Here is a 24,868-nt window from a genome sequence, read left to right on the forward strand (position 1 = left end):
GGCGTCGTGGCGCGGGAGAGGTCGCACGGGCGGAGGCGCCGGGTCGTCGCCGTCGTGGCGACGACGGCCGTCGTCGCGCTCGCGCTCGCGGTCGCCGGTGCCGCGTGGTGGTGGGACCGGGAGCACCAGGGGCAGGCGAGCCGGATCGGTGGCACGGCCGGGCCGGTCGCCGCGGAGCTGCCCGCGACGCCGCCGTCGGCGCCCGAGACGCCGGACGGGGCACACCTCGTCACGGGCGTCGGACCGGACGGGCGGTACTTCGTCGACCAGGACGGGGCGCCGGTCCTGGTGCGCGGCGACTCGCCCTGGTCGTTGCTGGTCGACCTGTCGCCCGAGGAGGCGCTGACCTACCTGGACGACCGTGAGGGGCGCGGGGTCAACGCCCTGATCGTCTCGCTGCTGGGCGCGACGGCCAACGGCGGGCCGTCCGACGACGGCGCGACCGCGGACGGTCTGCTCCCCTTCGTGGACGGTGACGTCCTGTCCTGGGTGCCGGAGTACTGGGACCGGGCCCACGCGACCCTCGCCGCCGCGGCGGAGCGCGGCATGTCGGTGTTCCTCTACCCGGTGGACGGCTGGACGGTGGGTCGCGCGTTCTCGCCGTCCTCGCAGCAGGAGTGCCGTACCTACGGCGAGCGGGTGGGCACGTGGGCAGCCGACCTGCCCGGCGTCGTCTGGATGACGGGCGGGGACTACTTCCCCGCGGCGGACGACCCGGCGGCCGGCAGCGACGTCGACCGGTGCTTCGACCAGGTGGTCCAGGGCATCCGCGACACGGGAGACCACCGGCCGTTCTCGATCCAGCTGGGCTACCCGCGCTCCGTCTCCACCGACGACCCGTACTGGGCCTCCCGGGTGGACTTCACCTTCGTCTACTCCTACCCGCCCGCCTACGACGCCGTCCGGCAGGCCTACGACCGCGAGCCCGCCGTCCCCGCGCTCTTCGCCGAGGGCGGCTACGAGGGCGAGAACAACGACGGCGGGCCGCCGACGAGCCCCGAGTCGCTGCGGCGTCAGGCCGCGTGGGCCCTGACGTCGGGTTCGCCGGGGGACTTCTACGGCAGCGACGACTGGGAGTTCCTCGACGGTTGGCAGGGCCGCCTCGACGCGCCGGGCCTCCGACAGGTCGGCGTGGTGCGGGACGTGGTCGAGGCGCTCCCCTGGTGGGAGCTGCACCCCTCCGACGACCTCGTCATCTCCGGCGCGGGGGCGGCGCGGACCGGCGACACGACGGACGTCCTCGACGGCGACCGCACGACGGCGGCGGCCACGGCGGACGGTCGCGCCGCCGTCGTCTACGTCCCGACGGAGCGTGTGCTCGGGCTCGACCTGGCGGTGCTCGCCTCCGCGGGGAGGGCGCGCTGGGTGGACCCGTCGTCCGGGGCGGCGACTCCTGTGGCGCTGACCGAGCGGATGCGCACCCCGGGGCGGAACGCCGACGGCGGGGGCGACTGGCTGCTGGTGATCGGACCGGGCTGACGCCGGCTGTCAGGTCGCGGGCATCCCCGCCGCCCTGACGGACGTCAGGCCGAGGTCGCCGAGGACGACGTCGAGGGTCCGCCGCGCCGCACGCCAGTCGTGCGCCCGCGCGTGTCGCAGGCAGCGCTCACGGGTCGTGGCCAGGAACGCGCTGTCGTCGGCGAGCCCCTCCAGGGCCGCGGCCAGGGCGTCGGGAGACCCGGGCGGTACCAGCACCCCGGCGTCGCCGGCCGCCTCGGGGATGCCTCCGGTCCGTGCGGCGACGACAGCGGCGCCGGACGCCATCCCCTCCAGCACGGTGAGGGCGAACGGCTCGGCCCACCGGGAGGGCACCACCACGACGTCGGCGGCGCGCATCAGGGCGGCCACCTCGTCCCGGGGCCGGAACGGGAGCCAGCGCACTGCGTCGCCGAGCGGCCGGGCGGCGGCCCGCAGCTCGCGCTCGTACCGGGTGAGGGGCGCGCCGGGGGCGAAGTGCGGCGTGCCGACGACGGTGGCGACCACGTCCGGCCGGCGGAGCCGGAGCAGGGCGTCCACGAGGACGTCCGGCCCCTTGTCGGGCACGGTGCGCCCGACGAACACGACCCGCAGCCGCTCCCCGGCGACCCGTTCGGCGTCACCGGGACGGAAGAGCGCGGTGTCGACCCCGTTGTGCACCACTCGCACGCGGTCGCGCAGCCGCGGCGGCAGGCGGTCCGCGGTCCGCTCGGCGACGTAGCCGCTGACGCAGACGACGGCGCCCGCGGGGTCGAGCACCCGGGCCGCCTCCCGCGGGGAGTACGTGCGCAGCAGCTCGTTGTGCGCGTAGAGCACGGCAGCGTGCCGGTCGACGTCCACGAGCGGGACGAGCTGGGGGAGGTTGTGGCCGAGGACCACGGAGGCGGGCCACCGCGCCTGGTCCGCGAGCGCGGCGGCGAGCGGCCGCCGGGCGCCGGTCCGGGGCAGGCCCAGGCGCGCCGCCGCGGCGTCGCGGTAGCGGTCGGCGCGCTGCTGCGGCACGGGGTCGTACTCGACGACGTCGGCGCTCGGGTAGCGGTCGGGGTAGGTGCCGCGCGCGACGGCGACGACCGACCGTGGGGCTCCGGGCGGGGTCGCGGACGCCAGGCCGTGCACGACCGAGGGCAGGGCGCTCCCGGTCGAGGGGGAGAAGTGGTCGCCGGGCGTGATCACGTGCAGGTGGCTCCCGGCCGGGACTCCGATGGCCATGCCGTCGAGCCTAGGTCGGGGGCGGCGTCCTCCCGGGGGTGAAACGTGCCCGCGCCCGGCTGAAAAACCGCTCCGGCCCTCGGAATGCCGGCGGTCGTCGGAAACGATGGCCGGTGTGACAGCACACGTCGTCCTCGTCCCCGCCGACGGTCCGGCGGCGGCCCGGTGCGTGCGATGAGCACGGACGAGAGGTCCGCCCCACCGGCGCCGGTGCCGAGCGCGGACGCGCCCGGCGAGGCCATGACGCGCGGCGAGCTCCAGGACCGGGCGATCCGGGGCGCCCTGTGGACGTTGGTGCACGTCGCCGTGATGCTGCCGCTGGCCTTCGCCGTCAACATCGTCGTCGCGCGAGTCCTCGGTGTCGTCGACTACGGGCGCCTCGCGTACCTCTCGACCGTGCTCGCGCTCGTCCTCACGACCATCGACCTGGGCGTCGGTACGGGCCTCGTCCAGTTCGGGTCGAAGGCGCACGCCGCCGGCCGGTTCGCCGAGGTGCGGCACATGCTCCAGGCGGCGCAGGGCTACAAGATGCTCGTGGGCGTGCCCGTGGTGGGCACGGCGGTGCTGCTGCTCATCGACGCCGATCCTGTGCTCACGGTGGTCGCCCTCGTCTTCGGCGTGCTGGTGCCCCTGACGTTCTCCGGGGCGGGGGACGCGCTCGCCATCGAGAACAAGACGGCGCAGAACGCGCAGGCGGCGATGGTCGTCAACCTCGTCGCGCAGGTCCTGGTGGTGGTCGCGGCCACGACGGTGGGCACGGCCGACGCCATCTGGGCGGTGCGCCTCGTCGCGGCCGGCCTGGGCGCGGTGGCCTACCTGTACTTCGTGGCGCCCCTGTACCGCAGGGTCCTGCTGCGCCCGCGCCTGCGCCGGTTCCCCCCGGGCTTCTGGGCGTTCGCGCTGCCGGCCGGCGCGGCCGGCCTGGTCGAGGCGTTCGTCTCGTCGCGCAGCGAGGTGCTGGTGCTGACCTGGATGTCGGAGCCGGAGGCGGCCGGAGTGTTCGCCCTCGCGATCGGGCTCGGCGTCCACCTGTTCGCCCCGGCGCAGTCGTTGCTCGGACCGCTCGTGCCGGCGATCTCGGGGCTGCGCGAGGTGGACCACGAGGCGGTGGCGGGCGCGCTGGGCCGCGCGCTGCGCGCGTCGTCGACCGCGACGGCGGGCGTGGTGGCGGCGGCGACCCCGGCGTTCGCGCTGCTCGTCCCGACGATCTACGGTGCCGAGTTCTCCGCCGTGCCCCCGGTGCTCGTCGTCCTGAGCGTGGCCGGCGGCCTGCTGGTGATGGCCGGTCCGCTCAAGGCGTTCCTCATGGCACGGCTCAAGGGCACCTGGCTGCTGTGGGCCAACCTCGCCTGCCTGGTGGTCGACGTCGGGCTGACGGTGGCGCTGATCCGGCCGCTCGGGGTCTGGGCCGCGGTCCTCGGCAACGCGGCGGCGGCCGTGCTGCTCTTCGCCGGCCTGCTGATCCTCGAGGCGCGGTCGCTGGACCTGCCGGTCCGGCGGGCGGTGGCCATGGTCCAGCCCTTCGTGCTCGGCGCCGCGATCTCGGTGCTGACGTGGTGGGGCGTCGACGCGGTCGGGGCGCCCCCGGTGCCGTCGGCGGTCGTGGCCGCCGTGCTGGGCCTCGGGCTGTTCGTGGGCGCGGTACGGCTCACCCGGTCGGGCCTCACGCCCGCCGATGCCGACGCGGTGGCCCGGTCCGTGCCGGCGCGGGTGCGCGCCGTGGCCGTGCCGCTGCTCAAGGTCGTCTCCGCGAGCCGGGCATGACGTCGAACGAGAGGGACGAAACGTTGGAAGCCAGGGCCGTCGCCTTCTACCTGCCGCAGTTCCACCCGATCCCCGAGAACGACGCGTGGTGGGGGCCGGGGTTCACCGAGTGGACCAACGTGGCGCGGGCGCGCCGCCTGTACCCGGGGCACCGGCAGCCGCTGGTGCCCGCCGACCTCGGCTTCTACGACCTGCGGCTGCCGGAGGTGCGGGCCGCGCAGTCGGAGCTGGCCGCGCAGTACGGGGTGGAGGCGTTCGCGTACTGGCACTACTGGTTCGGCAACGGGCGCCGCATCCTGGAGCGGCCGTTCGCGGAGGTGCTGGCCTCCGGCGCGCCCGAGGTGTCGTTCTGCCTGGCGTGGGCGAACCAGACGTGGAGCGGCATCTGGCACGGGGAGGCCGACCGGATCCTGGTGCAGCAGCACTACCCGGGCGTCGAGGACTACACGGCACACTTCGAGGCCGTGCTGCCCGCGTTCCGCGACCCGCGCTACCTGCGCGTGGGCGGCCGACCGGTGTTCTACGTCTTCCGGCCCGAGGAGCTTCCCGACGCCGCGGTCTTCGTCGACCTCTGGCAGTCGCTGGCGCGGAGGGCGGGACTCGAGGGCCTGTACCTCGTGGCGGAGATGAGCGACCTGCTGGGCGGCGGGCCGCGGTACGACCGGGTCAAGGAGGACGGGTTCGACGCCGGCGTGTACATGCGCATGCCGGCGGGAAACTCCCGGTCGGAGCTGCTGCGGATGCGCGCCTTCCGCAGGCTCGCCGGCGGGCCGGAGGTCTTCCCGTACTCCACCGACTGGGCCGGGCAGAACCGCACCGGCGACCTGGTCCAGCCGTGCGTCTACCCCAACTGGGACAACACGCCGCGCTCCGGCCGCGGCGGCGTGGTGCTGCACGGCGCGACCCCGGAGAAGTTCGGGGAGAACGTGCGGCAGGCGGTCGCGTCGATCGCGCACCGGCCGGCCGAGGAACGGCTGCTGTGGGTCAAGTCGTGGAACGAGTGGGCCGAGGGCAACCACCTCGAACCCGACCTCCGGCACGGCCGCGGCTGGCTCGAGGCGCTGCGGGACGGCCTGCGATGACCCCGGGCACGGCACCGGGCCCCGCGCGACCGCTCCGGATCGCGATCGTCTCCTACTACCTGCCCAGCACCAGCAAGCAGGGCATCGGCTACCAGGTGCACGAGCTCGCGACCGAGCTCGCGCGGCGCGGTCACGACGTGACGGTCCTCAGCGACTGCCCGGCGGTCGACGGCGCCGTCTACGGGCACCGGCACGTGCGGATGACCGGCTCGCTGCGCACGTTCCGGTTCGCGCTCGCGCTGCGCCGCGTCGACCTCTCGTCGTACGACGTCCTGCATGCGTGGGGCGACGACTACTGGCTGTGGCGGCGGCGCGTGCCCCGGCACGTGCGGACCCTCGCGGGGTCGTGCTTCGAGGAGGCGCGCACCATCAAGGGTGTCAAGGAGAAGACGCGGATGGTGCTCCTCGGGCTGTCCGAGGTGCTCGCGTCCCGCGTCGCGGACCGCACCGTCGTCATCTCGCCCGAGACGCGCCGCTGGTACCCGTGGGTGCGCGACGTCGTGCCCTGCGGCACGGACGTGAGCCGGTTCCGGCCCGACGCCGCGCGGCGGGCGGACCACCCCGTGGTGCTGTTCGTCGGCTACTGGCGCGGACGCAAGCGCGGCGCGGAGCTGGCGCGCCAGTTCCAGGAGACGGTGCTGCCGAAGCACCCCGACGCGGAGCTCTGGATGGTCAGCCAGGACGTGCCCGACGACGTGGGCCCCGGGGTCCGAGCCCTGGGGCGGCTGACCGACGACGAGCTGGCGCTCGCCTTCCAGCAGGCGTGGGCGTTCTGCCTGCCGAGCGACTACGAGGGCTTCGGCATCCCGTACGTGGAGGCGATGGCGTCCGGCCTGCCGGTGGTCGCGACCCCCAACCCCGGGGCGCGATACGTGACGGACGGCGGCCGCACCGCCGTCGTCGTGCCGCTGGAGGACGTCGGCACGGCGCTCGCCGAGCTCCTGGCCGACGACGCGCGGCGGGAGGAGCTCGCGGCCTCGGCGCTCGAGCGCGTCCAGGAGTTCACGCTGGAGCGCGTCGTCGACCGGTACGAGTCGCTCTACCGCGCCTGACCCCTACCCGTCGGCACGCCTGACGGTGACGGTCAGGGCAGCGGCTGCGGGGCGCAGTCGGTCAGCGCGACGCTGAACGTGGTGGGCGTGTCCGGCGTCTCGATCATGGCGCCGTCCTCGTCGCCCTCGAGCTCGATCGTGTAGACGTCGCCGGGGGACAGGTACGTGGGCCGCCACGTGTCCGTGCCGCGCTTCCACTCGATCACCAGCACGTCGCCCTCGAGGACCTGGATCCGGCAGCCGTCGGCCCACGACCCCATGTAGGGGTGGATGACCTCGCCGTCGAGGTCGCGCACGGTGCGGGAGTTCGAGCCCTCTCGCGCGTTGGTGGGGTACGCGGCCCACTCCGGCCAGGCGATCGCGCCGCCCACCCACGGCGTCCAGCCGTCGTCCGCGCACGTCGCGTAGGCGTCGCAGTGCCAGAGCGCGAGCGTCGAGTCCATCACGACGGCGTCCGCGGGGACGGTGGGCGTGGGTGTGGGAGTCGGCGTGGGGGTCGGCTCGGGGTCCGGGGTCGAGCCGTCCCCGGGGGTGTGCACGTAGGTGAACGACGAGTCGTCGTTCTGCACCGACAGCACCTGGTCGGACGGCAGGCCGGTCACCGTGTGCTGCTCACCGGCGGACAGGCGCGCGATGCTGCGGTGCGGTCCCGTGGGCGTGCCCGCGTACAGCGTCGCGGAGCCCGTGACGACGGCGACGGTGTCGCCGTTGGCCGCGGCGGCAGGCAGGTAGACGGCCTCCGACGTCGTGTACCCGTGGCGGGTCGTGATCGCGCCGGACGTCTCGGGCCAGGCGATCGCGTGGCCCGACGTCGTCTCTCCCCACGGGCAGGGCTCGCCGGTGCAGCGCCACGTGACCGGCAGGGATGCCGCGTCCTGGCCGGGCGTGGGTGTCGGGGTGGGTGTCGGGGTCGGCGTGGGCGTCGGTGTCGGGGTGGGCGTCGGCTCCGGGGTGGTGGCGTCTCCGGGGACGTGGAGGTAGCGGAACGGACCATCGTCGTTCTGGACGGACAGCACCTCGCCCGCCGGAAGGTCGGCGACCGTGAGCTCGTCGCCCGCCGAGAGCTGGCCGATGCTCCGGTGGGGTCCGGAGGGCGTGCCCGCGTAGAGCCGGGCCGACCCGGAGACCACCGTGATGGTGTCGCCGTTCGCCGCCTCGGCGGGCAGGTAGACGGGCTCGGACGTCACGTAGCCGTGCCGTGCGGTGATCGCCCCGGAGCCCGCGGGCCACGCGACGGCGTGACCGGTCGTCGACGCACCCCAGGGGCACGGGTCACCGGTGCAGGTCCAGGTGACGGGACGTGACGCGGCGCCCTCGCTCGGCTGGGGGGTCGGCTCGGTGGACGGCGTGGGCGTGGGCGTCGGTTCGGGGTCGGGCGGGGCCTCGCCCCCGGGCATGAACGCGTAGGCGAAGGTCGCGCCGTCGTTCTGGAGGGACACGACCTCGCCGTCGGCGAGGTCGCCGACCGTGAACGCGTCGCCGGCCGACAGCGCGGCGAGGTGGCGGTGCGGGCCGTCGAGCTGGCCGGCCCACACGCCCGCCGAACCCTCGACGACGGTGATCGTGGCGTCCTCGGCCGCGTCGTCGGGCAGGTAGATGGCGTCCGACGTCGTGTAGCCGTACCGCTCCGACAGCGCGCCCGAGCCCTCGGGCCACACGGCCGCGTTCCCGGTGGTCGTCTGCCCCCAGGGGCACGGCTCGCCGGTGCAGGTCCAGGTCACCGCCCGGGACTCCGTGCGCGCGGGCGCGTCTCCGTCCTCGGCCGCGGCCGGGGAGATCGAGCCGGCGGCGAGGACGAGGGCGGGGGCCAGGAGCCGTGCCGCGCGGCGGCGTCGCGTGGTCATACGGTGACGCTATGCCGCGTCCCGCGCCCGCAGGGCGGCCACCTGGGTGAACTTGCCGTCGGCCCGGGGTGAAAGCGCTCCGGGGAACGCGGCGGAGGCCGCCGAGGCGGCAGCCCCGACGAGCAGCAGCGACCCCAGGACGTCGACGGGGCGGTGGGCGAAGGCGACCACGTTGACCACGCAGGCGACCAGCACGGCGGCGACCGCCACCTCGCGCACGACGACGTGCCCGGCCCTGGTACGGCCGGGCCAGAGGACGACGAGCGCGATGGCGAGTGCCGCCGTCGCCGCGACGTGCGTGCTCGGGAACGTGTTGTACGGGTAACCGAGCGCCACCTCGTGCACGGGGCGCGGCAGGACGGCGCCGCGCAGCACGAGGGCGAGGACCGCCGCGGCGGCGAGCACCAGGCAGGCCGCCAGGGCCCGCCATCGCCGGTCGCGGACCGCGCGGACGGCGAGCGCCGCGACGACGACGCCGAGCCCCAGCACCAGGACCTCACGGGCGACGGCCGCGACGGGGTGCAGCATCGCGCCCGCGCCGGTCAGGACGCTGAACGCCACCGCGTCGACCCACTGTCCCCACGGCGCGACGACGCCGGCGCCGTACAGCAGCACGAAGCCTGCGGCCAGCGCCGCGGCCCGCGCGGCGTGGTCGCGGCGTCCCCGCTCCCGGCGTGACATGCCATCGATGGTTCTCGCTCGCGTGCGGCCCGGTCGAGGGCACGGGCGGATGAAGTTCGAGCGGGCGGGCAGGCGAGCCGGGCGCACTTTCACCCCGGTACGGGCCCTGTTCACCCGGTACGGACGGCCAGCACGCCCCTCTTGCTGATTAGCGTGGTGGCGTCCCAGAAGGGGAGTGCCGCCGGGGGACGGCGCTGATTCGGCGCACAGGAACGGTGAGCAAAATGCCTCGAGCACTGATTACCGGGATCACCGGCCAGGACGGCTTGTATCTTTCCGAGCTCCTGCTCTCGAAAGGTTATGAGGTCTGGGGCCTGATCCGCGGGCAGAACAACCCGAAGCTCGACCTCGTGCGGCGCACCGTGCCGGACGTGCGGCTCGTGACCGGTGACCTGACCGACCTGTCGTCCCTGCTGCGGGCGCTGGCCGCGGCGCGGCCCGACGAGGTCTACAACCTCGGCGCGATCTCCTACGTCGCCTACTCGTGGGAGAACGCGACGCTCACCAGCGAGGTGACCGGCAAGGGCGTGCTCAACATGCTCGAGGCGGTGCGGCTGCACGCGGGCGACGACCCCGCGGCCGTGCGCTTCTACCAGGCGTCGAGCTCGGAGATGTTCGGCAAGGTGCAGGAGGTGCCGCAGCGCGAGTCGACCCTCCTGTGGCCCCGGTCGCCCTACGGCGTCGCGAAGGTGTTCGGGCACTACATGACGATCAACTACCGCGAGTCGTACGGGCTGCACGCGTCGAGCGGCATCCTGTTCAACCACGAGTCGCCGCGCCGCGGGCCCGAGTTCGTCACCCGCAAGGTGTCGCAGGCCGTGGCGCGGATCAAGCTCGGCCTGCAGGACTCGCTCACCCTGGGCAACCTCGACGCCCGCCGGGACTGGGGGTTCGCCGGCGACTACGTCGACGCGATGTGGCGGATGCTCCAGCAGCCCCAGGCGGACGACTACGTGGTCGCGACCGGCCGCACCCACTCCATCCGCGACCTGCTCGACGCGGCCTTCGGGTGCGTGGGCGTCGAGGACTGGAGCGGCTACGTCACGCAGGACCCGCGCTTCATGCGGCCCGCGGAGGTCGACCTCCTCATCGGGGACCCGTCGAAGGCACGCGACGTGCTCGGCTGGGAGCCCCGCGTGGACTTCGAGCGGCTGGTCGCGATGATGGTCGAGAACGACCTGGACGAGCAGGCGGAGCTGGCCGGGATGCGCCCGTGACGGTCGCCCTCGTCACCGGCGTCGCGGGCCAGGACGGGTCGTACCTCGCCGAGCGGCTCGCCGCCGAGGGGGCCGAGGTGCACGGTCTGGTGCGCGCCGGCGAGCGCCCGGTCGGGCTGCCCGGCGGCGTGCGCCTCCACGTGGGCGACCTGCGGGACGCCGAGGACCTCGCGGAGCTCGTGCGCCGCACGGGGCCGGACGAGATCTACAACCTGGGCGGGATCAGCTCGGTCGCGTACTCGTGGCGGCACCCTGTCGAGACGGGGGCCGTCTCCGGGCTCGGCGCGGTGGCCCTCTACGAGGCGGCGTGGCGCCTGCAGGAGGACTCGGGGCGTGCGGTCCGGGTGCTCCAGGCGTCGAGCGCGGAGATCTTCGGCACCCCTGACCGTGCGCCGCAGGACGAGGGCACGACGGTGCGGCCGTCGTCGCCCTACGGCGCCGCCAAGGCGTACGCCCACCAGATGGCCGCGGTGTTCCGGGTCCGCGGGCTCGGCGTCTCCACGTGCGTGCTCTACAACCACGAGTCGCCGCGCCGCCCGGAGACGTTCGTGACCCGCAAGATCACCGCCGCCGCGGCCCGGATCGCGTACTGCGGCTCCGGAACCCTGGCGCTCGGCAACCTCGACGCGCGCCGCGACTGGGGCTGGGCGCCCGACTATGTCGACGCGATGGTGCGGTCGGTCCGGCACCCGGTCGCGGACGACTTCGTCGTGGCGTCCGGGACGACCCGGTCGGTGGCCGACTTCGTCGCCGCCGCGTTCGCCGCGGCCGGCGTCCACGACTGGGAGCCGCACGTCACGGTCGACCCGCGGTTCGTGCGCCCTGCCGACCCGACGGAGCAGGTGGGGGACGCCCGCAGGGCCCGGACGGTGCTGGGATGGGGCGGCACGCTCGAGTTCGAGGAGATCGTCGACCGCATGGTGCGGCACGACCTCGCCCTGCTCACGGCCTGACCGCGCTCACTCCTCGACGAGCAGGCCGCGGTCGCGGAGCGCGTCCACGAAGGCCTCGGCGTCGCGCCGCGCGACGTCGGCGGGGATGTCGTACTCGACGGCGAGCGCGTCCGCGAGGTCGCCGGTGGTGCGGTCCTCCTGCAGCAGCTTCGCCGCGAAGGCGCCGGAGCCGTTGGTCGTGAGGTACGTGGACGACGCGAGGTCGAGGATGACCAGCTCGCCGTCGATCTCCTGCCAGGTGACGCCGTCCTCGCGCAGCCTCATCGCCGTGCCTCTCGTCGCGGTTCTCCGGTCGTGCCGCCCCGAGGATAGGCCGATCCGGGGCCCGGGGTGGGGGCGGGACGGAGCTTTCACCCGGCGTCGGGTGAAAGGCGTCCGGGTGCGGGGTGACTTCGGCCAGAAGTCCTTGACCGGTGGTTGCTCGTGGCGCGACGTTGGGCGCGTCCTGCACGAACGAGGAGAGGGGAGTGCTCCGATGTACGAAGCACCGCGCATCACCGAGGTGGGCTCGGTCAAGGACGTCACGCTCGAGCAGCAGTTCGCCTTCGACTACGACGGCGACCTGTTCCACAAGGGCAAGGCGTCCTGAACCCACTCAGGGACAGGGTGCCGGTCGTTCCGACGTCGGAACGGCCGGCACCTCCGGTGTCCTCAGCGCACTCCCCGCAGCGTCCCCCCGAGCAGCCTGGAACGACGATGACGTCCTTCTACCGCCCGACGGCCTTCGAGGTCGCCGCGTGCTGGCTGCCCGGGCTGGTGCCCGACCCCGTGCCGACGACGCCTCGCGAGGTCGGGAGGCCGCTGGAGGCGATCAAGTCGTCCGTGCGCCGCGCCTCCGACGGGCGCCCGGTGGCCGTCACCTTCTCGGGCGGTCGGGACTCGTCCGCCGTGCTCGCCGTCGCGACCGCCGTCGCCCGCGAGGACGGGAACCCCGACCCGGTGCCCGTGACGTTCCGCTACCCCGGGGTCGCGGAGGCGGACGAGTCCGCGTGGCAGGAGTCGGTCGTGCGGCACCTCGGGCTCTCCACGTGGCGGCGGATCGACGTCGGAGGCGAGAACGACCTGCTGGGCGACGCGGCGCGGGAGAGCCTGGTGCGCCGGGGGCTGCTCTTCCCCGCCACCATGCACGTGAAGGACGCGATGCTGCGCGAGCTGCGAGGGCACGTGGTGCTGACGGGGGAGGGCGGCGACGAGGTGCTCGGCGACCGCCGCTCCCGGGCCCTGCTGAGGGTCGCGCGAGGCCGGGGGAGGGCGGGGACCCCCCGCCGGGCCGCCCTGGACTCGCTGCTGCCCGCGCGGCGGTGGCGCGAGCGCACCGCCGCGGCGCGCAGCACGGCGGCGCTCACCTGGCTCGGGCGCGAGACGACGGCTCGGCTCGCCGACGAGATCGCGCGCGACGCCGCGGCCGAGCCCCTGTCGTACGCACGCGGCCTGCGCTGGCTGCGCCGGAGGCGCGCGAGCCGGGTCTTCCTGGACACGTTCGGTCAGGTGGCCGCCGAGCACGACGTCGTGCTCGCCCACCCGCTGCTGGACGACGACTTCCTCGGGGCGCTCGGCGCGGCTCACCCGTGGGGCTTCCCCGACCGCACCGCGGGCATGCGCGCCGTCTTCGGCACGCTGCTGCCGGACGCCGTGTGCGCCCGGTCCGACAAGGCGTCGTTCAACCGCGCGTACCTGGGCAGCGCGACGCGCGACTTCGCCCGCCGGTGGGGCGGGGACGGCGTCGACGCCGCGCTGGTCGACGTCGACGGGCTCCGCGCCGCGTGGCTGTCCGGCTTCCCGCCCGGTCCGACGAGCCTGCTGCTGCAGCAGGCGTGGCTGGCGTCCGTCGGGGCGGAGCCGGTCCGGTGACCCCGTCCGGGGTGTGGCGCCGGGTGAGCGCCGTCCCGCTGGCGCTCCGGCTCCTGGGCGCCCTGCTGCTGCTCGAGCGCCGGCTGCGGCGATGGGACGTGGCGCGCGTCGCCCGGCGGTACGACCTCACCCTGCTGGCGTCCGCCGATCCTGCGTCCGGCGACCTCGACCCCGGCGTGCTGGACGACGCGGAACGGCGGCGGCTCCGCGTCCTGCGGCGGGTGCTGCGGCTGCCCGGCGTGAACGGCACCTGCCTGCGCTCGGCGATCCTCGCCGGCCGGCTGCTGCGCCACCGTCGTCCCGCACTCGTGCTGGGCGTCGCCAAGGCGGGTGGCGTCGTGCGGGCGCACGCCTGGCTGCGCATCGACGACAAGGACCTCGACCTGGACCGCGGCACGGGCTTCCGCCCGCTCGCGGTCCCCACCCAGGGAGCGTGACATGGACCGCCAGCTGCTGTACGGCCTGATCGTGGAGGCGCCCTTCGACCTGCACCAGGACCGGGCGGAGGAGGGCGCGGCCCGGGCCGACGTCGTGGTCGCCGCCGGCCCGGGCACCGACCAGCGCACCGCCCCCGACGGGCGGCCGGTCCTGCACCACGAGCTGGCCGGGGACCCCTGGTACACGGCCTGGGACCTGGGCGCCGACGGCTACCTGCTCCGGTTCCACGACGCGTGCGACTTCGAGGTGTCGGCCGACCTGCGCCACGTCGTGCTGCGGGAGGCGGGCGGCGTCGACCCCGGGCTGAGCCGGGTGCTCACCACCGGCGGGATGCTCGCGTTCCAGCTGTACCTGCGCGGCGAGGCGGTGCTGCACGCGAGCGCGGTGGAGGACGACGACGGCGTGGTGGCGTTCGTCGGCTACTCGGGCATGGGCAAGTCGACGATGGCGACCTTGCTGTGCGCGGAGGGAGCCGCCCTCGTCACCGACGACGTGCTGCGCCTGGACCGCGGCGACGACGGCTTCGCGGCCCGGCTGGGTGCCACGGAGGTGCGGCTGCGCAAGGGTGCCGACACGCTGGCCGAGCGGTTCGCCGCGCGGGCGCCCGGGCGCCGCGTGAGCGCCGACGCCCGGCACGTGCTGCAGCTCGGCGCTGGAGCGCGCGACCGCCGCCCGCTGCGCGCGATCGTCGTGCCGCAGCCCGACCGTGCCGGCGGGGAGCTCGTCGTGCGCCGACGGACGGGCACCGCGGCGCTCTTCGAGCTGTTGCACTACCCGCGGCTGCACGGCTGGCTGGACGAGCGCGTGCAGAGCGCCCACCTGCGCCATCTCGCCGACGTCGCCCGCACCGTCCCCGTGCTGGTGGCGGACGTCCCGTGGGGGCCGCCGTTCGCGCCGGGGCTGGGCGCTCAGGTCCTCCGGTCGGTGGGCGAGGCCTCGGCGCGCCCGTTGGTCGGGGCCGACGCGGCGTCCAGGTAGGACCGGGCCTGGACCGTGAACATCTCCGCGTAGGCGCCGTCGAGGGCCATCAGCTCGTCGTGCGAGCCCTGCTCGACCACCACGCCGTCGTCGAGCACGACGATGCGGTCCGCCGAGCGCACGGTGGAGAAGCGGTGCGACACGAAGAGCGCGGTCCGCCCGTCGAGCGTGGCCCGCAGCGACGAGAACAGGTCGTGCTCCGCGAGCGGGTCCATCGCGGCGGTCGGCTCGTCGAGGATGACGAGCGCCGCGTCCCGGTAGAAGGCCCGGGCGATCGCGACCCGCTGCCACTGGCCGCCGGAGAGCTCCGTGCCGCCGGGGAACATGCGCGACAACCGCGACTCGTAGCCGTCGGGCAGGCCGGCGAGCGCGGCGTCCACGCCGGCGACCCGGGCCGCACGCCGTACCCGCTCGTGGTCGACCGGGACGTCGGGTCGGCCGAGGGCGATGTTCCACGTGGCCGTGTACGCGTAGTGGACGAAGTCCTGGAAGATCACCGCCACCTGGGGGCGCACGGCCGCGCCGCGCATCCCGGACAGCGGCCGGTCGCCCCACAGGACGGTGCCCGACGTCGGCTCGTACAGGCCGCCGAGGAGCTTGGCGAGGGTGGTCTTGCCGGAGCCGTTGGCGCCCACCAGGGCCACGACCTCGCCGGGGCGCAGCGCGAGGTCCACGTCGCGCAGCGCCGGTCGCCGCGAGCCCGGGTAGGTGAAGGAGACACCACGGGCGAAGACGCCCGGGAAGGCGGCCGGCGGCTCCTCGCTCCCGGTGGCCGCGCGCGCCGCAGCCCGCCCGTCGGTGAGGAACGCGTGCACGTCGTCGAGGAACAGCCCCGACTCGAAGATCTGCTGGACGCCGCCGAAGATGCCCTGGATCTGCCCCTGGAGCATCCGGACCGCGACCACGGCGGCCCCCGCCTCGGAGAACGTCACCTCGCCGCGCGTGATGAGCCAGGCCAGCACCAGCAGCACGCCCGCGAGCACGACGGCCGCGGCGAGGTTGCCCGCGCCGTTCGTCAGCGCCCGGCGCCGCACGTGGCGGGCGAGGTCGGCCAGGTACGTGCCGTACAGCTCCCGGTAGCGCGCCTGCAGCCACGGGGCCGACTGGAAGGCGCGGATCTCCTTGGCCTCGTCCCGGCTGCTCTGCACGTAGTTGGTGTAGATGCGCTCGCGCTCGTTGGTCGTCTGCGCCACCTTGAACGCGAACTCCAGCCTGCCCTCGCGTCGGCCCGTGACCAGCAGGGGCAGGCCGCCGAGCGCGAGCAGCGGGAGCAGCACGGGGTGCAGCGCGACCAGCGCGGCGCCCACGCCGACCGTGGCGATCGACGACCCGAGGAGGTCGAACATCCCCTGGGTGACCTGGAACGGCCTCGAGAGCGCGTTGACGCGGACCCGCTGCAGACGGTCGTAGAAGGCAGGCGACTCGAAGTGCTCGAGCGGGACGCTCGTCGCGACCTCCTGCACGTCCTCGGCCATCAGTCGCGCCACGTGCTCGCCGAGCACCCGGCGTGCCGAGGCCTGGAGCCCGCCGGCGACCGAGGCGAGACCGGTCAGGGCGGCCAGGGCGAGGACCGGTCCGGTGACCGCCGCGACGCCGCTCGTGCCGTCGGCGAGCGCGAGCAGCACGTCGAGCAGCGCGGAGACGACGAGCACCTGGCCTGCCAGCGCCCCCGCGACGAGGACCTGGAGGACCAGCATCGCGACGAACAGGGGCCGGCTCGCGCGCCAGGACACCTGCAAGGAGCCGCCGAGCAGGCGCAGCAGGCGGCGTCCCCTGCGCTCGTCGCTCTCCGGCGTCCCGCCCACCGCGCTGTCTGCCACCGACCGCTCCGTCCTCCGCCGGGGCCCGGCCCGGCCTCACACACGCTAGCCGCGCCGGGGCGGCAGGAGGACGGTCCGGGCGAGAATTCGCCCGCTGCCGACGCCCCACCGTCGCCGAGCGCTCCCTATCCTGCCGGGATGGGGGCACGACCGACGGTGCGCCGCCCGCTGGCGCAGATCCTGCTCGACTCCGTCGCGCCCTCCGATCGTCCGCCGCCGGGCGCGACGCCCGTCCCTCTCGACGGCATACGGCTCGAGCTCCTGGCCGACGCCGCCCAGGACCACCGGATCCTGCCCGCGGTGGCGAAGCACGTCGCGGGCCGCCCGGACTGCCCCGAGCCGTGGCGTGCGCCGCTGCGGCGCGCTCGCGACGAGCAGGTCGTGCGCCACCTGGGGGCGCTCGCCGAGCTGGCCGTCCTGGGTGCGGCGCTCGACCGCGCCGGGGTGCCGTGGGTGGTGGCCAAGGGGCCGGCGGCGGCCGCGCTCTGGCCCTCGCCGGACATGCGGGAGTACTACGACCTCGACCTGTACGTGCCGCGGGCAGGCTTCCGGGCGGCGGTCGAGGCGCTGGACGCGGCAGGCTGCACGGGCGTCGACCGCAACTGGCCCCTCATGGCGCGCGAGCGGCGCGCGGAGTACGCGATGCGCGGGCCCCTCGGCGTGCACCTCGACCTGCACTGGGACTTCGCCGTGCCGCACGGGCTGCGTCGCAGCTTCCGCACCGACCCCGAGGCGATGATCGCCCGGCGCCGCACGGTGGCGCTGGGCGGCGGACGGGACGTCCCGACGTTCGACCCGGTCGACTCGGTCCTGGTGCTGGCGTTCCACGCGGCTCAGGCGGGTGCGGGGCGGCTCCTGTGGCTCGTCGACGTCGCCGGCGCCGTCGCGGCGTGCGACGGCGCGCGGCAGGAGGTCGGCCCGCGTGCCCGGGCCATGCGGATCGATGCGCCGGTGGCGCTCGTCGTCGACCGCGCCGCGCGGGTGCTCGGTGGCCCGGGCGGTGGGTCGATGGGTGGCACGGGGCTGCGGGCACCGAGCGCGCTGCGGGGCGCCGCCGCCGCGCTCGACCGCCGCCGCGGCGTCCCCGACCTGCCCGGCGACCCGCACCGCGGCGGCCGGCTCTACACCGCCGCCCGGCCGGGGGCAGGGGGGACGGCGACGGCCCTGGTGGGGCACGCCGTCGCGCAACGCCGGATCGAGCGTGCGCTCCGGCGGGGGCTGCCCGACGCCGGGGAGAAGGCGCTGCGCCTCGACGTCCCGGACGCGCGGGCCCGGGAGGACTACCTCCGGTTCGTCGACTCGGGGGTCGGCTGACCGTCTCGCGAGCCCGGCCGACACGCCAGCACCGCCCACGGCGCGACGACCCCGACCAGCAGCAGGGCTCCCACGACGTCGCTGGGCCGGTGCGCCTGGGTCGCGACGTTGGCCCACGCGGCCAGGAGCACGGAGGTCGCGAGCGCCGCCGTCACCCACCCGCCCGGGCGGCGACCGAGCAGGAGGACCACGGCGACGCACGAGGCCGCGAGCGTCGCCGTGTGGGCGCTCGGGAAGGTGTTGTGGAGGTAGCCGTGGGCACCCAGGAAGGGCCGGGGCAGGACGACGTCCCGCAGGACGGTCGCCAGGCCGAGGACGAGGAGCGGGAGACCGCCCACGACGAGGGCGCGCCCGCCCGCTCGCCGCCGCACCGCCACGACGAGGACCGCGACGAGGACGCCCGCGGCGACGACCGGCAGGAGCGCGCGCACCAGACGCGCTGCGCCGGCGAGGATCGGCTCGGGCGCGGTCAGGAGCGCGAGACCCGCGACGTCCGCGCGCTGTCCCGGCTCGGTCAGCACCGCCAGCGCGAAGAGGGCGGCGAGCAGGCCGGCCGACGTGGCGGACACGGCGAGCGCGACCGGGCCGCGGCGTCGTCGGTCGGTCACCCGGCCCGCCGTCCCGGGCGCGTCACCCGATGGCCGCCATGGTGCGGTCCAGCTCCGCCTCGACGTGCCGCGCGATCTCCAGCGACGCGGTGGCGGCGGGCGAGGGCGCGTTGATGACGTGCACCTGCCGGGGCGCGGTGCGCACGAGGAAGTCGTCCACCAGCCGCCCGTCGCGGTGCAGCGCCTGCGCGCGGACGCCGGCCGGGGCGGGGTGCAGGTCGTCGGCGGTGGTGCCGGGCAGCAGCCGTGCGACGGAGGCGGCGAACAGCGTGCGAGAGGCGGAGCGGGCCACCTCGGCCGCGCCGGGCACGAGGTTGCGCCCGGCGAGCCGCCAGAGGCCGGGCCAGGAGGCGGCGTCGACGACGTCGCGCCAGGCGACGTCGCGCCGCCGGTAGCCCTCGCGCGCGAGGGCGAGGACGGCGTTGGGCCCGGCGTGCACGTCGCCGTGCACGCCGCGGGTGAGGTGCACGCCCAGGAACGGGAACCGCGGGTCGGGCACGGGGTAGACGAGGCCGCGCACGCGGTCGGCGGCGCGCGGGGCGAGGTCGAAGTACTCGCCGCGGAACGGCACGATGCGGGCCCCGGGGTCGACGCCGCAGGCCTGCGCCAGCCGGTCGGCGTGCAGGCCGCCGCACACGACGAGGGCGTCGGCGACCAGCTCGTACCCGGCGCGGCTGCCCACCTCCTCGACGTCGGCCCGGACCTGCGTGCCCACCGTGCGCGCGCCGCGCAGCGCGCGGCCGAGCAGCACGACCCCGCCCGCGTCGCGCACCTGGCGCGCGAGGACGGCGCACACGGCGCGGTAGTCGACGACGCCCGTGGACTCGACCCGCAGGGCGCCGACGCACGCGATCTCGGGCTCGTGCTCGCGCGCCTCGACGGGGTCCAGCTCGCGCACGGGCACGCCGTTGGCGGCCCCGCGCTCCGCGAGGGTACGCAGCCGGTCGCGCTCTCCGGCGTCGGTCGCCACGACGAGCTTGCCGGTGACGGCGACGGGCACGTCGTGCTCGGCGGCGAACCGCGTCATGGACGCGGCGCCCGCCGTGCCGAGCCGGGCCTTGAGGCTGCCCGGCGCATAGTACAGCCCGGAGTGGATGACGCCGGAGTTGCGGCCCGTCTGGTGACAGGAGAGCTCGCGCTCCTTCTCGAGGACGGTCACGTCGTCGCCGCGGCGCGCGAGCCGTGCGGCCGTCGCGAGCCCGATGATCCCACCCCCGACGACGACGACCCGCATGCTGCCTCCTCCGGCCGGTGGTGGCGGGCCGGGTCCCTGTCCGGCCCGCCGCTCTCAGGATGTCAGCCCCGGTGCGGCGCGGGGAGGGGTCCCCCGGGTGAACGGTGAGGTGAACCCGCCTGCGCCCGCGTCCTCCGGCATAGTGGGAGGAGCGGGGGCGGCCTGCCCGGCCGTCGCGCCTCGCCGACGAGGAGGAACCCATGACTCACGACGACGGCACGCAGCCGGACCCGGGCGAGCCGCGGCCCGACTCCCCCGGGGCGGCCACGCCGACCGGCGGGGCGGAGCCGCCCCCGGGCCCGTACCAGCAGCCCGAGCCGCGGCCCCAGCCCGGGTACCCGCCGGGCTACGGGGAGCCCGGCTACCCCCCGCCCGGGGCGGGCGCGCCGCAGCCCGGGGACGCGGGCCCGGCTCCGGCGCCGCCGCAGGGGTACCCGCAGCAGCCGTACGCCCAGCCGTACCCGCAGGGGCAGTACGCCCCGCCGTACGCGCCGTCGGCGGGCACGGACGGGTGGTCGATCGCGGCGCTGGTCACGGGCATCCTCGGCCTGGCGGTGATCCCGATCGTGCTGGGGATCATCGGCCTGTCGCGGGTCAACCGCACGGGCCAGCAGGGCAAGGGGCTGGCGATCGCCGGCATCGTGCTGGGCGCGGTCGGGGTCGTCGTGTGGATCCTGGTCCTCGTCTTCGCGGTCGCGCTGGTCTCCCAGCTCGACCCGAGCGACTTCGAGTCGTTCGACGTGTCGATGGCGCTGCCGCTCGCGCTCCCGGGCGCCTGAGAGGAAGTTTCGTTCAACCGTTGCTCCTAATGCCGTCGGAGCCCTACGGTGTCCCCGACGGCGCGCCGACGCGCCGTCGGCCCCGGGCGTCGGCCGAGCCGCCGCCAGGGCCCCACCGATCGCGAGGGAGCGACGATGAGGCAGCGGGTGAGACGGGCGGTCGCCGGTGCGGCGGCCGCGGCGGTGATGGTGAGCGGCGCGGTGGTGACCGGTGTCGTGGGCGCGAGCATGGCGGCGGGGGACGACCCCGTCGTTCTCGAAAACGATTTCGACACGGCGTACGAGCCGTGGGGCCCGCGGGGCGCGGTGACGCTCGAGATCTCGGACGACGCGCGGACGGGCGCCGGGGCGCTGTCCGTCACCGGGCGGACGGCCGAGTGGAACGGGCCGGCGACCGCCGTCGACGGGCTGTTCGCCGCCGGAGGCGACTACGACGTCGAGGCCTGGGTGAAGCTCCCGGCGGGGACGGCGGGCAGCGCGGCCGTGCACTTCACGGTCCAGGAGACGTCGGCCGCGGGCGACGCGTACACCTGGGTGGGCGGCGCCGTCGACGCGACCGCCGACGGCTGGGTGCGCGTCGGCGGCTCCTACACGATGCCCTCGGGCCTCACGGCCGCCCAGCTCTACGTCGAGGCGGCGCCGGTCGGCGGCGCGCACCCGTCGTTCCTCGTGGACGACCTCGTCGTCACGGGCGCGGAGCGCACGTCCCCGCCGGTGCAGGACCTCACCGGCGTCAAGGAGACGGTCGACTTCCCCGTCGGCGTGGCGATCGACCAGCGCGAGACCACGGGCGAGGCGTCGGAGCTGCTGCTGCGGCACTTCGACCAGATCACGGCCGAGAACGGCATGAAGGTGGAGGCCTGGTACGACGCCGAGCACCGGTTCCGGCCGAGCCCCGACGCCGCCGCCCTCATGGACTACGCCGTGGCGAACGACCTGCGCGTGTACGGGCACGTCCTGGCCTGGCACAGCCAGACGCCGGACTGGTTCTTCCAGGCCGAGGACGGCGCGCCGCTGACCACGTCCGAGGCGGACCAGGAGCTCCTGCGTGAGCGGCTGCGCACGCACATCTTCTCCGTCGCCGGGTGGATGTCGGACACCTACGGCGAGTTCGGCGGCGGCGAGAACCCGGTCGCCGCGTTCGACGTCGTCAACGAGGTGGTGAACGACGGCGCGACGAGCGACCCGGACGACGGCCTGCGGCGCAGCGAGTGGTACCGGATCCTCGGCGAGGGCTTCATCGACCTCGCCTTCGAGTACGCGGACGAGGCGTTCAACGACACGTACGCGGCCGAGGGCACGGACCGGCCGGCCACGCTCTTCATCAACGACTACAACACCGAGCAGTCGGGCAAGCAGGACCGCTATCACGCGCTCGTCGAGCGCCTGCTGGCCCGCGGCGTGCCGGTGGACGGCGTCGGCCACCAGTTCCACGTGTCGCTGTCCACGCCGGTCAGCGCGCTGGCCACCGCGCTCGACCGGTTCGCCGACCTGGGCGTCACGCAGGCCGTGACCGAGCTCGACGTGGGGATCGGCAACCCCGCGACCGACGCCAACCTCGTCGACCAGGGCTACTGGTTCCGCGACGCGTTCCGGGTGTTCCGCGAGCGGGCGGACGGCCTGTTCAGCGTCACGGTGTGGGGGCTCACGGACGACCGGTCGTGGCGCGACGACGGCGGCCCGCTCCTGTTCGACGGCGACCGCCAGGCCAAGCCGGCGTACCACGGCGCCGTCGACGGCGACGTCCCCGCGCGGCTGAAGTCGGCCGGCGTGTTCGCCGGCGACGTGCCGCTCGACGGCGACGCCACGACGTCGCCCGTGTGGGACCGGCTGCCGCGGCACACGATCCAGGCGGACGACGGCAGCGGCGAGCCCGTGGCCGACTTCCAGCTGCGCTGGGCGGCCGACCACCTCACGGCGCAGGTACGGGTGACCGACGCCGACCCGGACGACGCGGACGCCGTGACGTTCGACGTCGACGGCGCGACGACCACGGTCGCGCGGGACGGCACGGTGACCGGGCCGGACGGCGCGGCCGCCGTCGTCGAGCCGTCCGACGACGGGTACGTCGTCGTCGCGCACCTGCCGCTGACGGGCGCCGTCGAGGGCGGCACCGCGGGCCTGGACGTCCGCGTCTCCGACGGCGCGACGACGTCCGGCTGGAACACCCCCGGCTCGCTGGGCACCCTCACCCTCCTGGAGGAGTTGAGCTACCTCGAGGTGGCCGAGGCCACGACGGCGCCGCAGGTCGACGGCGTCGTGGACGACGCGTGGGCCGACGCCTCCGCGGTGACCACCGACCGGCAGATCGAGGGCGACGGCGGCGCCACGGCGACCGTGCGCACGCTCTGGTCCGGCGACACCCTGTACGTGCTCGCGGAGGTCGCCGACCCGACCGTGGACGTCAGCGGCTCCGACCCGTGGGTGCAGGACTCGGTCGAGATCTTCCTCGACGCCGGCAACGCCAAGAACGGCACCTACCGGGACGTCGACACGCAGATCCGCGTCAGCGCCGAGAACGTCACGTCGTTCGGCACCGGCGACGAGGCCGCGCAGGCGGCCCGCCTGACGTCGGCGACCGCGGCGGTGGACGGCGGGTACGTCGTCGAGGCGGCGGTCGACCTGCTCGGGGCCGGCGGCGCGGGCACCTTCCACGGCCTGGACTTCCAGGTGAACGACGGCACGGCCGGCGCGCGCACCGCGGTGCGCGACTGGGCCGACCCCACGGGCACGGGCTACCAGTCCACCGCCCGGTGGGGCGTCGGGAGGCTCGTGACGGCGCCGGAGCCCGAGGGGCTCGTCAACGTGGTCGCGCCGGCCGTCGTCCCCGACGACCGGAAGGGCACCGGCCCCGGCGCGCTGCTCGCGGCCGACCCGGGGGAGTGGACCGCGCCCGACGGCGAGCGCGTGCGGTACACCTACCGGTGGCTGCTCGACGGCGAGCCCGTGCGTCGCCCCGGCGTCGACGCCGCGTTCCGCGTGCGCGGCACGGACGTCGGCCACGAGGTGAGCGTCGAGGTGACGGCGCACGCCCGCGGGCTGGACGACGCCACGGCCGTCTCGGCGCCGGTCACCCTCGCGCGGAGGTAGCCGGGTCGCGGCCCGCGCGCCGGCCGGCGGCCCCGCCCTCGCAGGTGGGGCCGCCGGCTGCCGGTCGTGTGGGGGGTCCGGCGAAGACGCCGGTCAGGACGGCCGCGCGGCCCTCGCGGGTGGGTAGCATCGCGGACCGGACGACGGCCGACCGTCCGTGATCCCCGACGAGCCGACAGACGATCCGACCAGGAGGACCATGAGCCAGCCGCGCGGGTACGACGCCCCCGACGCCCCGCACACCCAGGTGATCCCGCCGCGCCAGGACGGCACGTCGGCGCTGCCGGCGACGCAGGCGCTGGGCGGGTACGACGACGGCACGCAGGTGCTGCCGCCGCGCGGGGCGGGCGGTCATGACGAGGGCACGACGGTGCTGCCGTCCACGCAGGAGTTCGGCGGGTACGTCGACGGGACGGCGGTGCTGCCGCGGGCCCAGGCGGGCTCCGGGTACGCCGACGGCACACAGGTGCTGCCGTCCGCGCCGTCGGCCGGCGGGTACGGCGACGGCACGCAGGTGCTGCCGAACGCCGCCCCGCCGCGGCGTACCTCCTCCCGCCCGGTCGGGTCGCTGTCGGCGCCGACCGCGACGCCCGCCCCGCACGCGCCGACGTCCCGCACGGTCGCGCCCCAGCCCGCCGCGCCGGCCCCGCAGGCAGCACCGCAGCCGGCACCGCAAGCGGCCCCGCAGCGCGCGGCCGCCCCGTCGCCGTGGGGTGCGGCGCCCGCGCCCGGGCACGGGGGACCGGGCCGGCCCGCCCCGGAGCCCGTACGCCGCGGCACGGAGCCGACGGCCGTGGCGGCGCTGATCACCGGCATCCTCGGGTTCGTCGTGCCGCTGCTGGGCGTGCTCGCGATCATCCTGGGCGGGATCGGCCTGGACCGGACCCGCCGTCGCCGCTCGGGCGGTCGCGGCATGGCCAAGACGGGCATCGCGTTCGGGTCGATCCAGGTGGTGTTCACGGCGATCGTGGTCATCGCCGGGCTCTGGCTCTGGAACACGTACGGCGACGACATCCAGCAGGCCCTGGACGAGGCGGAGCAGCTCACGCAGACGGACCTGTCCGTCCCGGACCTGCTGCTCGGCGGCCTCACCGGCGACCTCTCCTTCGGCGACCTGCAGGACCTCGCCGGCACCCTCGGCGACGCCGACCAGCTCCAGGAGCTCGGCGGCCAGTGCCAGGCGGGCGACCCCGTCTCCTGCGAGGACCTGCTGGACCGCCTGCCCGACGGCATCCGCGACCAGCTTCCCGAGGACCTGACCAGCCGGATCCCGGGCAGCTGACCGCCGAGGTACTACCTCGCGGGGCGACGTCGGAGGGTCGGCGTAGTCTGGTGCGGCACGCCCGGCACCCCGCCGGTCGCACGGTTCCCCGGCCACGACGTGGCCCCGGAACCCCGTGCGTCCCGGGGAGACCTGGGCCCGTCGTCGTGCCCGCACACCGAGTCACGTCCCGATCGCACCGCGCCGCAGACCTCGC

21 protein-coding genes are annotated in these 24,868 nt (G+C 75.6%); 14 read left to right on the forward strand and 7 right to left on the reverse strand.

Annotated features, from left to right (window positions below; translation table 11 throughout):
- The first annotated feature begins 6 nt into the window (after positions 1 to 6).
- Entirely contained in the window at positions 7 to 1,479 is a 1,473-nt protein-coding gene (locus ACFQ8T_RS14870) for a DUF4038 domain-containing protein (RefSeq protein ID WP_430547291.1), read from the forward strand.
- Positions 1,480 to 1,488: 9 nt separating this feature from the next.
- Here ACFQ8T_RS14870 and ACFQ8T_RS14875 read toward each other — a convergent pair whose 3' ends face one another.
- Complete coding sequence (locus tag ACFQ8T_RS14875; protein ID WP_430547292.1) at positions 1,489 to 2,685, reverse strand: glycosyltransferase family 4 protein; 1,197 nt, start codon at positions 2,683 to 2,685, stop codon at positions 1,489 to 1,491.
- Between the two features lie 174 nt (positions 2,686 to 2,859).
- On the opposite strand from ACFQ8T_RS14875, the gene ACFQ8T_RS14880 reads away from it, so the two are divergent.
- Genes ACFQ8T_RS14880 through ACFQ8T_RS14890 form a run of 3 tightly spaced genes read left to right on the forward strand, consistent with a single transcriptional unit; the run spans position 2,860 to position 6,583 of the window.
- The gene (locus tag ACFQ8T_RS14880) at positions 2,860 to 4,449 is read left to right on the forward strand and encodes a lipopolysaccharide biosynthesis protein (RefSeq protein WP_430547293.1); all 1,590 of its coding nucleotides are present in this window, start codon (positions 2,860 to 2,862) and stop codon (positions 4,447 to 4,449) included.
- 23 nt (positions 4,450 to 4,472) lie between these two features.
- A complete protein-coding gene (locus tag ACFQ8T_RS14885) occupies positions 4,473 to 5,531 on the forward strand; it encodes a glycoside hydrolase family 99-like domain-containing protein (RefSeq protein ID WP_430547294.1) in 1,059 nt (352 codons plus the stop codon).
- Positions 5,528 to 6,583: a glycosyltransferase family 4 protein gene (locus tag ACFQ8T_RS14890; RefSeq protein WP_430547295.1), complete on the forward strand. Its 1,056-nt coding sequence runs from the start codon at positions 5,528 to 5,530 to the stop codon at positions 6,581 to 6,583. The genes ACFQ8T_RS14885 and ACFQ8T_RS14890 overlap by 4 nt, the downstream gene beginning before the upstream one ends.
- Positions 6,584 to 6,615: 32 nt before the next feature.
- Here ACFQ8T_RS14890 and ACFQ8T_RS14895 read toward each other — a convergent pair whose 3' ends face one another.
- Entirely contained in the window at positions 6,616 to 8,427 is a 1,812-nt protein-coding gene (locus ACFQ8T_RS14895; protein ID WP_430547296.1) for a hypothetical protein, read from the reverse strand.
- A 9-nt stretch (positions 8,428 to 8,436) separates the two neighbouring features.
- Positions 8,437 to 9,108, reverse strand: coding sequence for a hypothetical protein (locus ACFQ8T_RS14900; RefSeq protein ID WP_430547297.1), 672 nt, complete (start codon positions 9,106 to 9,108; stop codon positions 8,437 to 8,439).
- Positions 9,109 to 9,332: 224 nt separating this feature from the next.
- On the opposite strand from ACFQ8T_RS14900, the gene ACFQ8T_RS14905 reads away from it, so the two are divergent.
- The gene (locus tag ACFQ8T_RS14905) at positions 9,333 to 10,325 is read left to right on the forward strand and encodes a GDP-mannose 4,6-dehydratase (protein ID WP_430547298.1); all 993 of its coding nucleotides are present in this window, start codon (positions 9,333 to 9,335) and stop codon (positions 10,323 to 10,325) included.
- The gene (locus ACFQ8T_RS14910; protein ID WP_430547299.1) at positions 10,322 to 11,278 is read left to right on the forward strand and encodes a GDP-mannose 4,6-dehydratase; all 957 of its coding nucleotides are present in this window, start codon (positions 10,322 to 10,324) and stop codon (positions 11,276 to 11,278) included. The genes ACFQ8T_RS14905 and ACFQ8T_RS14910 overlap by 4 nt, the downstream gene beginning before the upstream one ends.
- A 6-nt stretch (positions 11,279 to 11,284) precedes the next feature.
- On the opposite strand, the gene ACFQ8T_RS14915 is transcribed toward ACFQ8T_RS14910, so the two are convergent.
- Positions 11,285 to 11,542, reverse strand: a complete 258-nt coding sequence (locus tag ACFQ8T_RS14915) for a PqqD family protein (protein ID WP_430547300.1) — start codon at positions 11,540 to 11,542, stop codon at positions 11,285 to 11,287.
- Positions 11,543 to 11,753: 211 nt separating this feature from the next.
- Here ACFQ8T_RS14915 and ACFQ8T_RS14920 point away from each other — a divergent pair, with 211 nt between their 5' ends.
- The 4 genes from ACFQ8T_RS14920 to ACFQ8T_RS14935 all read left to right on the forward strand — a co-directional run bounded on the left by ACFQ8T_RS14920 (position 11,754) and on the right by ACFQ8T_RS14935 (position 14,545).
- Positions 11,754 to 11,867 (forward strand): lasso RiPP family leader peptide-containing protein, encoded by a 114-nt coding sequence (locus ACFQ8T_RS14920; protein WP_176168750.1) that lies wholly within the window; start codon positions 11,754 to 11,756, stop codon positions 11,865 to 11,867.
- A 107-nt stretch (positions 11,868 to 11,974) separates the two neighbouring features.
- Positions 11,975 to 13,129, forward strand: coding sequence for an asparagine synthase-related protein (locus tag ACFQ8T_RS14925; RefSeq protein ID WP_430547301.1), 1,155 nt, complete (start codon positions 11,975 to 11,977; stop codon positions 13,127 to 13,129).
- Positions 13,126 to 13,566: a lasso peptide biosynthesis B2 protein gene (locus tag ACFQ8T_RS14930; RefSeq protein ID WP_430547302.1), complete on the forward strand. Its 441-nt coding sequence runs from the start codon at positions 13,126 to 13,128 to the stop codon at positions 13,564 to 13,566. The genes ACFQ8T_RS14925 and ACFQ8T_RS14930 overlap by 4 nt, the downstream gene beginning before the upstream one ends.
- Before the next feature lies 1 nt (position 13,567).
- On the forward strand, positions 13,568 to 14,545 hold the full coding sequence (locus ACFQ8T_RS14935) for a hypothetical protein (protein ID WP_430547303.1): 978 nt from the start codon (positions 13,568 to 13,570) through the stop codon (positions 14,543 to 14,545).
- Here ACFQ8T_RS14935 and ACFQ8T_RS14940 read toward each other — a convergent pair.
- Entirely contained in the window at positions 14,476 to 16,365 is a 1,890-nt protein-coding gene (locus ACFQ8T_RS14940) for an ABC transporter ATP-binding protein (protein ID WP_430547304.1), read from the reverse strand. The genes ACFQ8T_RS14935 and ACFQ8T_RS14940 overlap by 70 nt on opposite strands.
- 138 nt (positions 16,366 to 16,503) lie before the next feature.
- Here ACFQ8T_RS14940 and ACFQ8T_RS14945 point away from each other — a divergent pair, with 138 nt between their 5' ends.
- Entirely contained in the window at positions 16,504 to 17,679 is a 1,176-nt protein-coding gene (locus tag ACFQ8T_RS14945; RefSeq protein ID WP_430547305.1) for a nucleotidyltransferase family protein, read from the forward strand.
- Here ACFQ8T_RS14945 and ACFQ8T_RS14950 read toward each other — a convergent pair.
- Positions 17,646 to 18,287 (reverse strand): phosphatase PAP2 family protein, encoded by a 642-nt coding sequence (locus ACFQ8T_RS14950; protein ID WP_430547306.1) that lies wholly within the window; start codon positions 18,285 to 18,287, stop codon positions 17,646 to 17,648. The two genes, ACFQ8T_RS14945 and ACFQ8T_RS14950, sit on opposite strands and share 34 nt — an antisense overlap.
- A 22-nt stretch (positions 18,288 to 18,309) precedes the next feature.
- The gene (gene lhgO, locus ACFQ8T_RS14955) at positions 18,310 to 19,521 is read right to left on the reverse strand and encodes an L-2-hydroxyglutarate oxidase (protein WP_430547307.1); all 1,212 of its coding nucleotides are present in this window, start codon (positions 19,519 to 19,521) and stop codon (positions 18,310 to 18,312) included.
- Between the two features lie 200 nt (positions 19,522 to 19,721).
- Between lhgO and ACFQ8T_RS14960 the strand changes: the two genes are divergently transcribed.
- The 3 genes from ACFQ8T_RS14960 to ACFQ8T_RS14970 all read left to right on the forward strand — a co-directional run bounded on the left by ACFQ8T_RS14960 (position 19,722) and on the right by ACFQ8T_RS14970 (position 24,672).
- On the forward strand, positions 19,722 to 20,300 hold the full coding sequence (locus ACFQ8T_RS14960; protein ID WP_430547308.1) for a DUF4190 domain-containing protein: 579 nt from the start codon (positions 19,722 to 19,724) through the stop codon (positions 20,298 to 20,300).
- A gap of 147 nt (positions 20,301 to 20,447) precedes the next feature.
- On the forward strand, positions 20,448 to 23,390 hold the full coding sequence (locus tag ACFQ8T_RS14965) for an endo-1,4-beta-xylanase (RefSeq protein WP_430547309.1): 2,943 nt from the start codon (positions 20,448 to 20,450) through the stop codon (positions 23,388 to 23,390).
- Between the two features lie 199 nt (positions 23,391 to 23,589).
- Entirely contained in the window at positions 23,590 to 24,672 is a 1,083-nt protein-coding gene (locus ACFQ8T_RS14970; protein WP_430547310.1) for a DUF4190 domain-containing protein, read from the forward strand.
- Positions 24,673 to 24,868 lie beyond the last annotated feature (196 nt).

The sequence above is a fragment of the Isoptericola sp. NPDC056618 genome, from assembly GCF_042792715.1.
GTDB classification, from domain to species: domain Bacteria; phylum Actinomycetota; class Actinomycetes; order Actinomycetales; family Cellulomonadaceae; genus Isoptericola; species Isoptericola nanjingensis.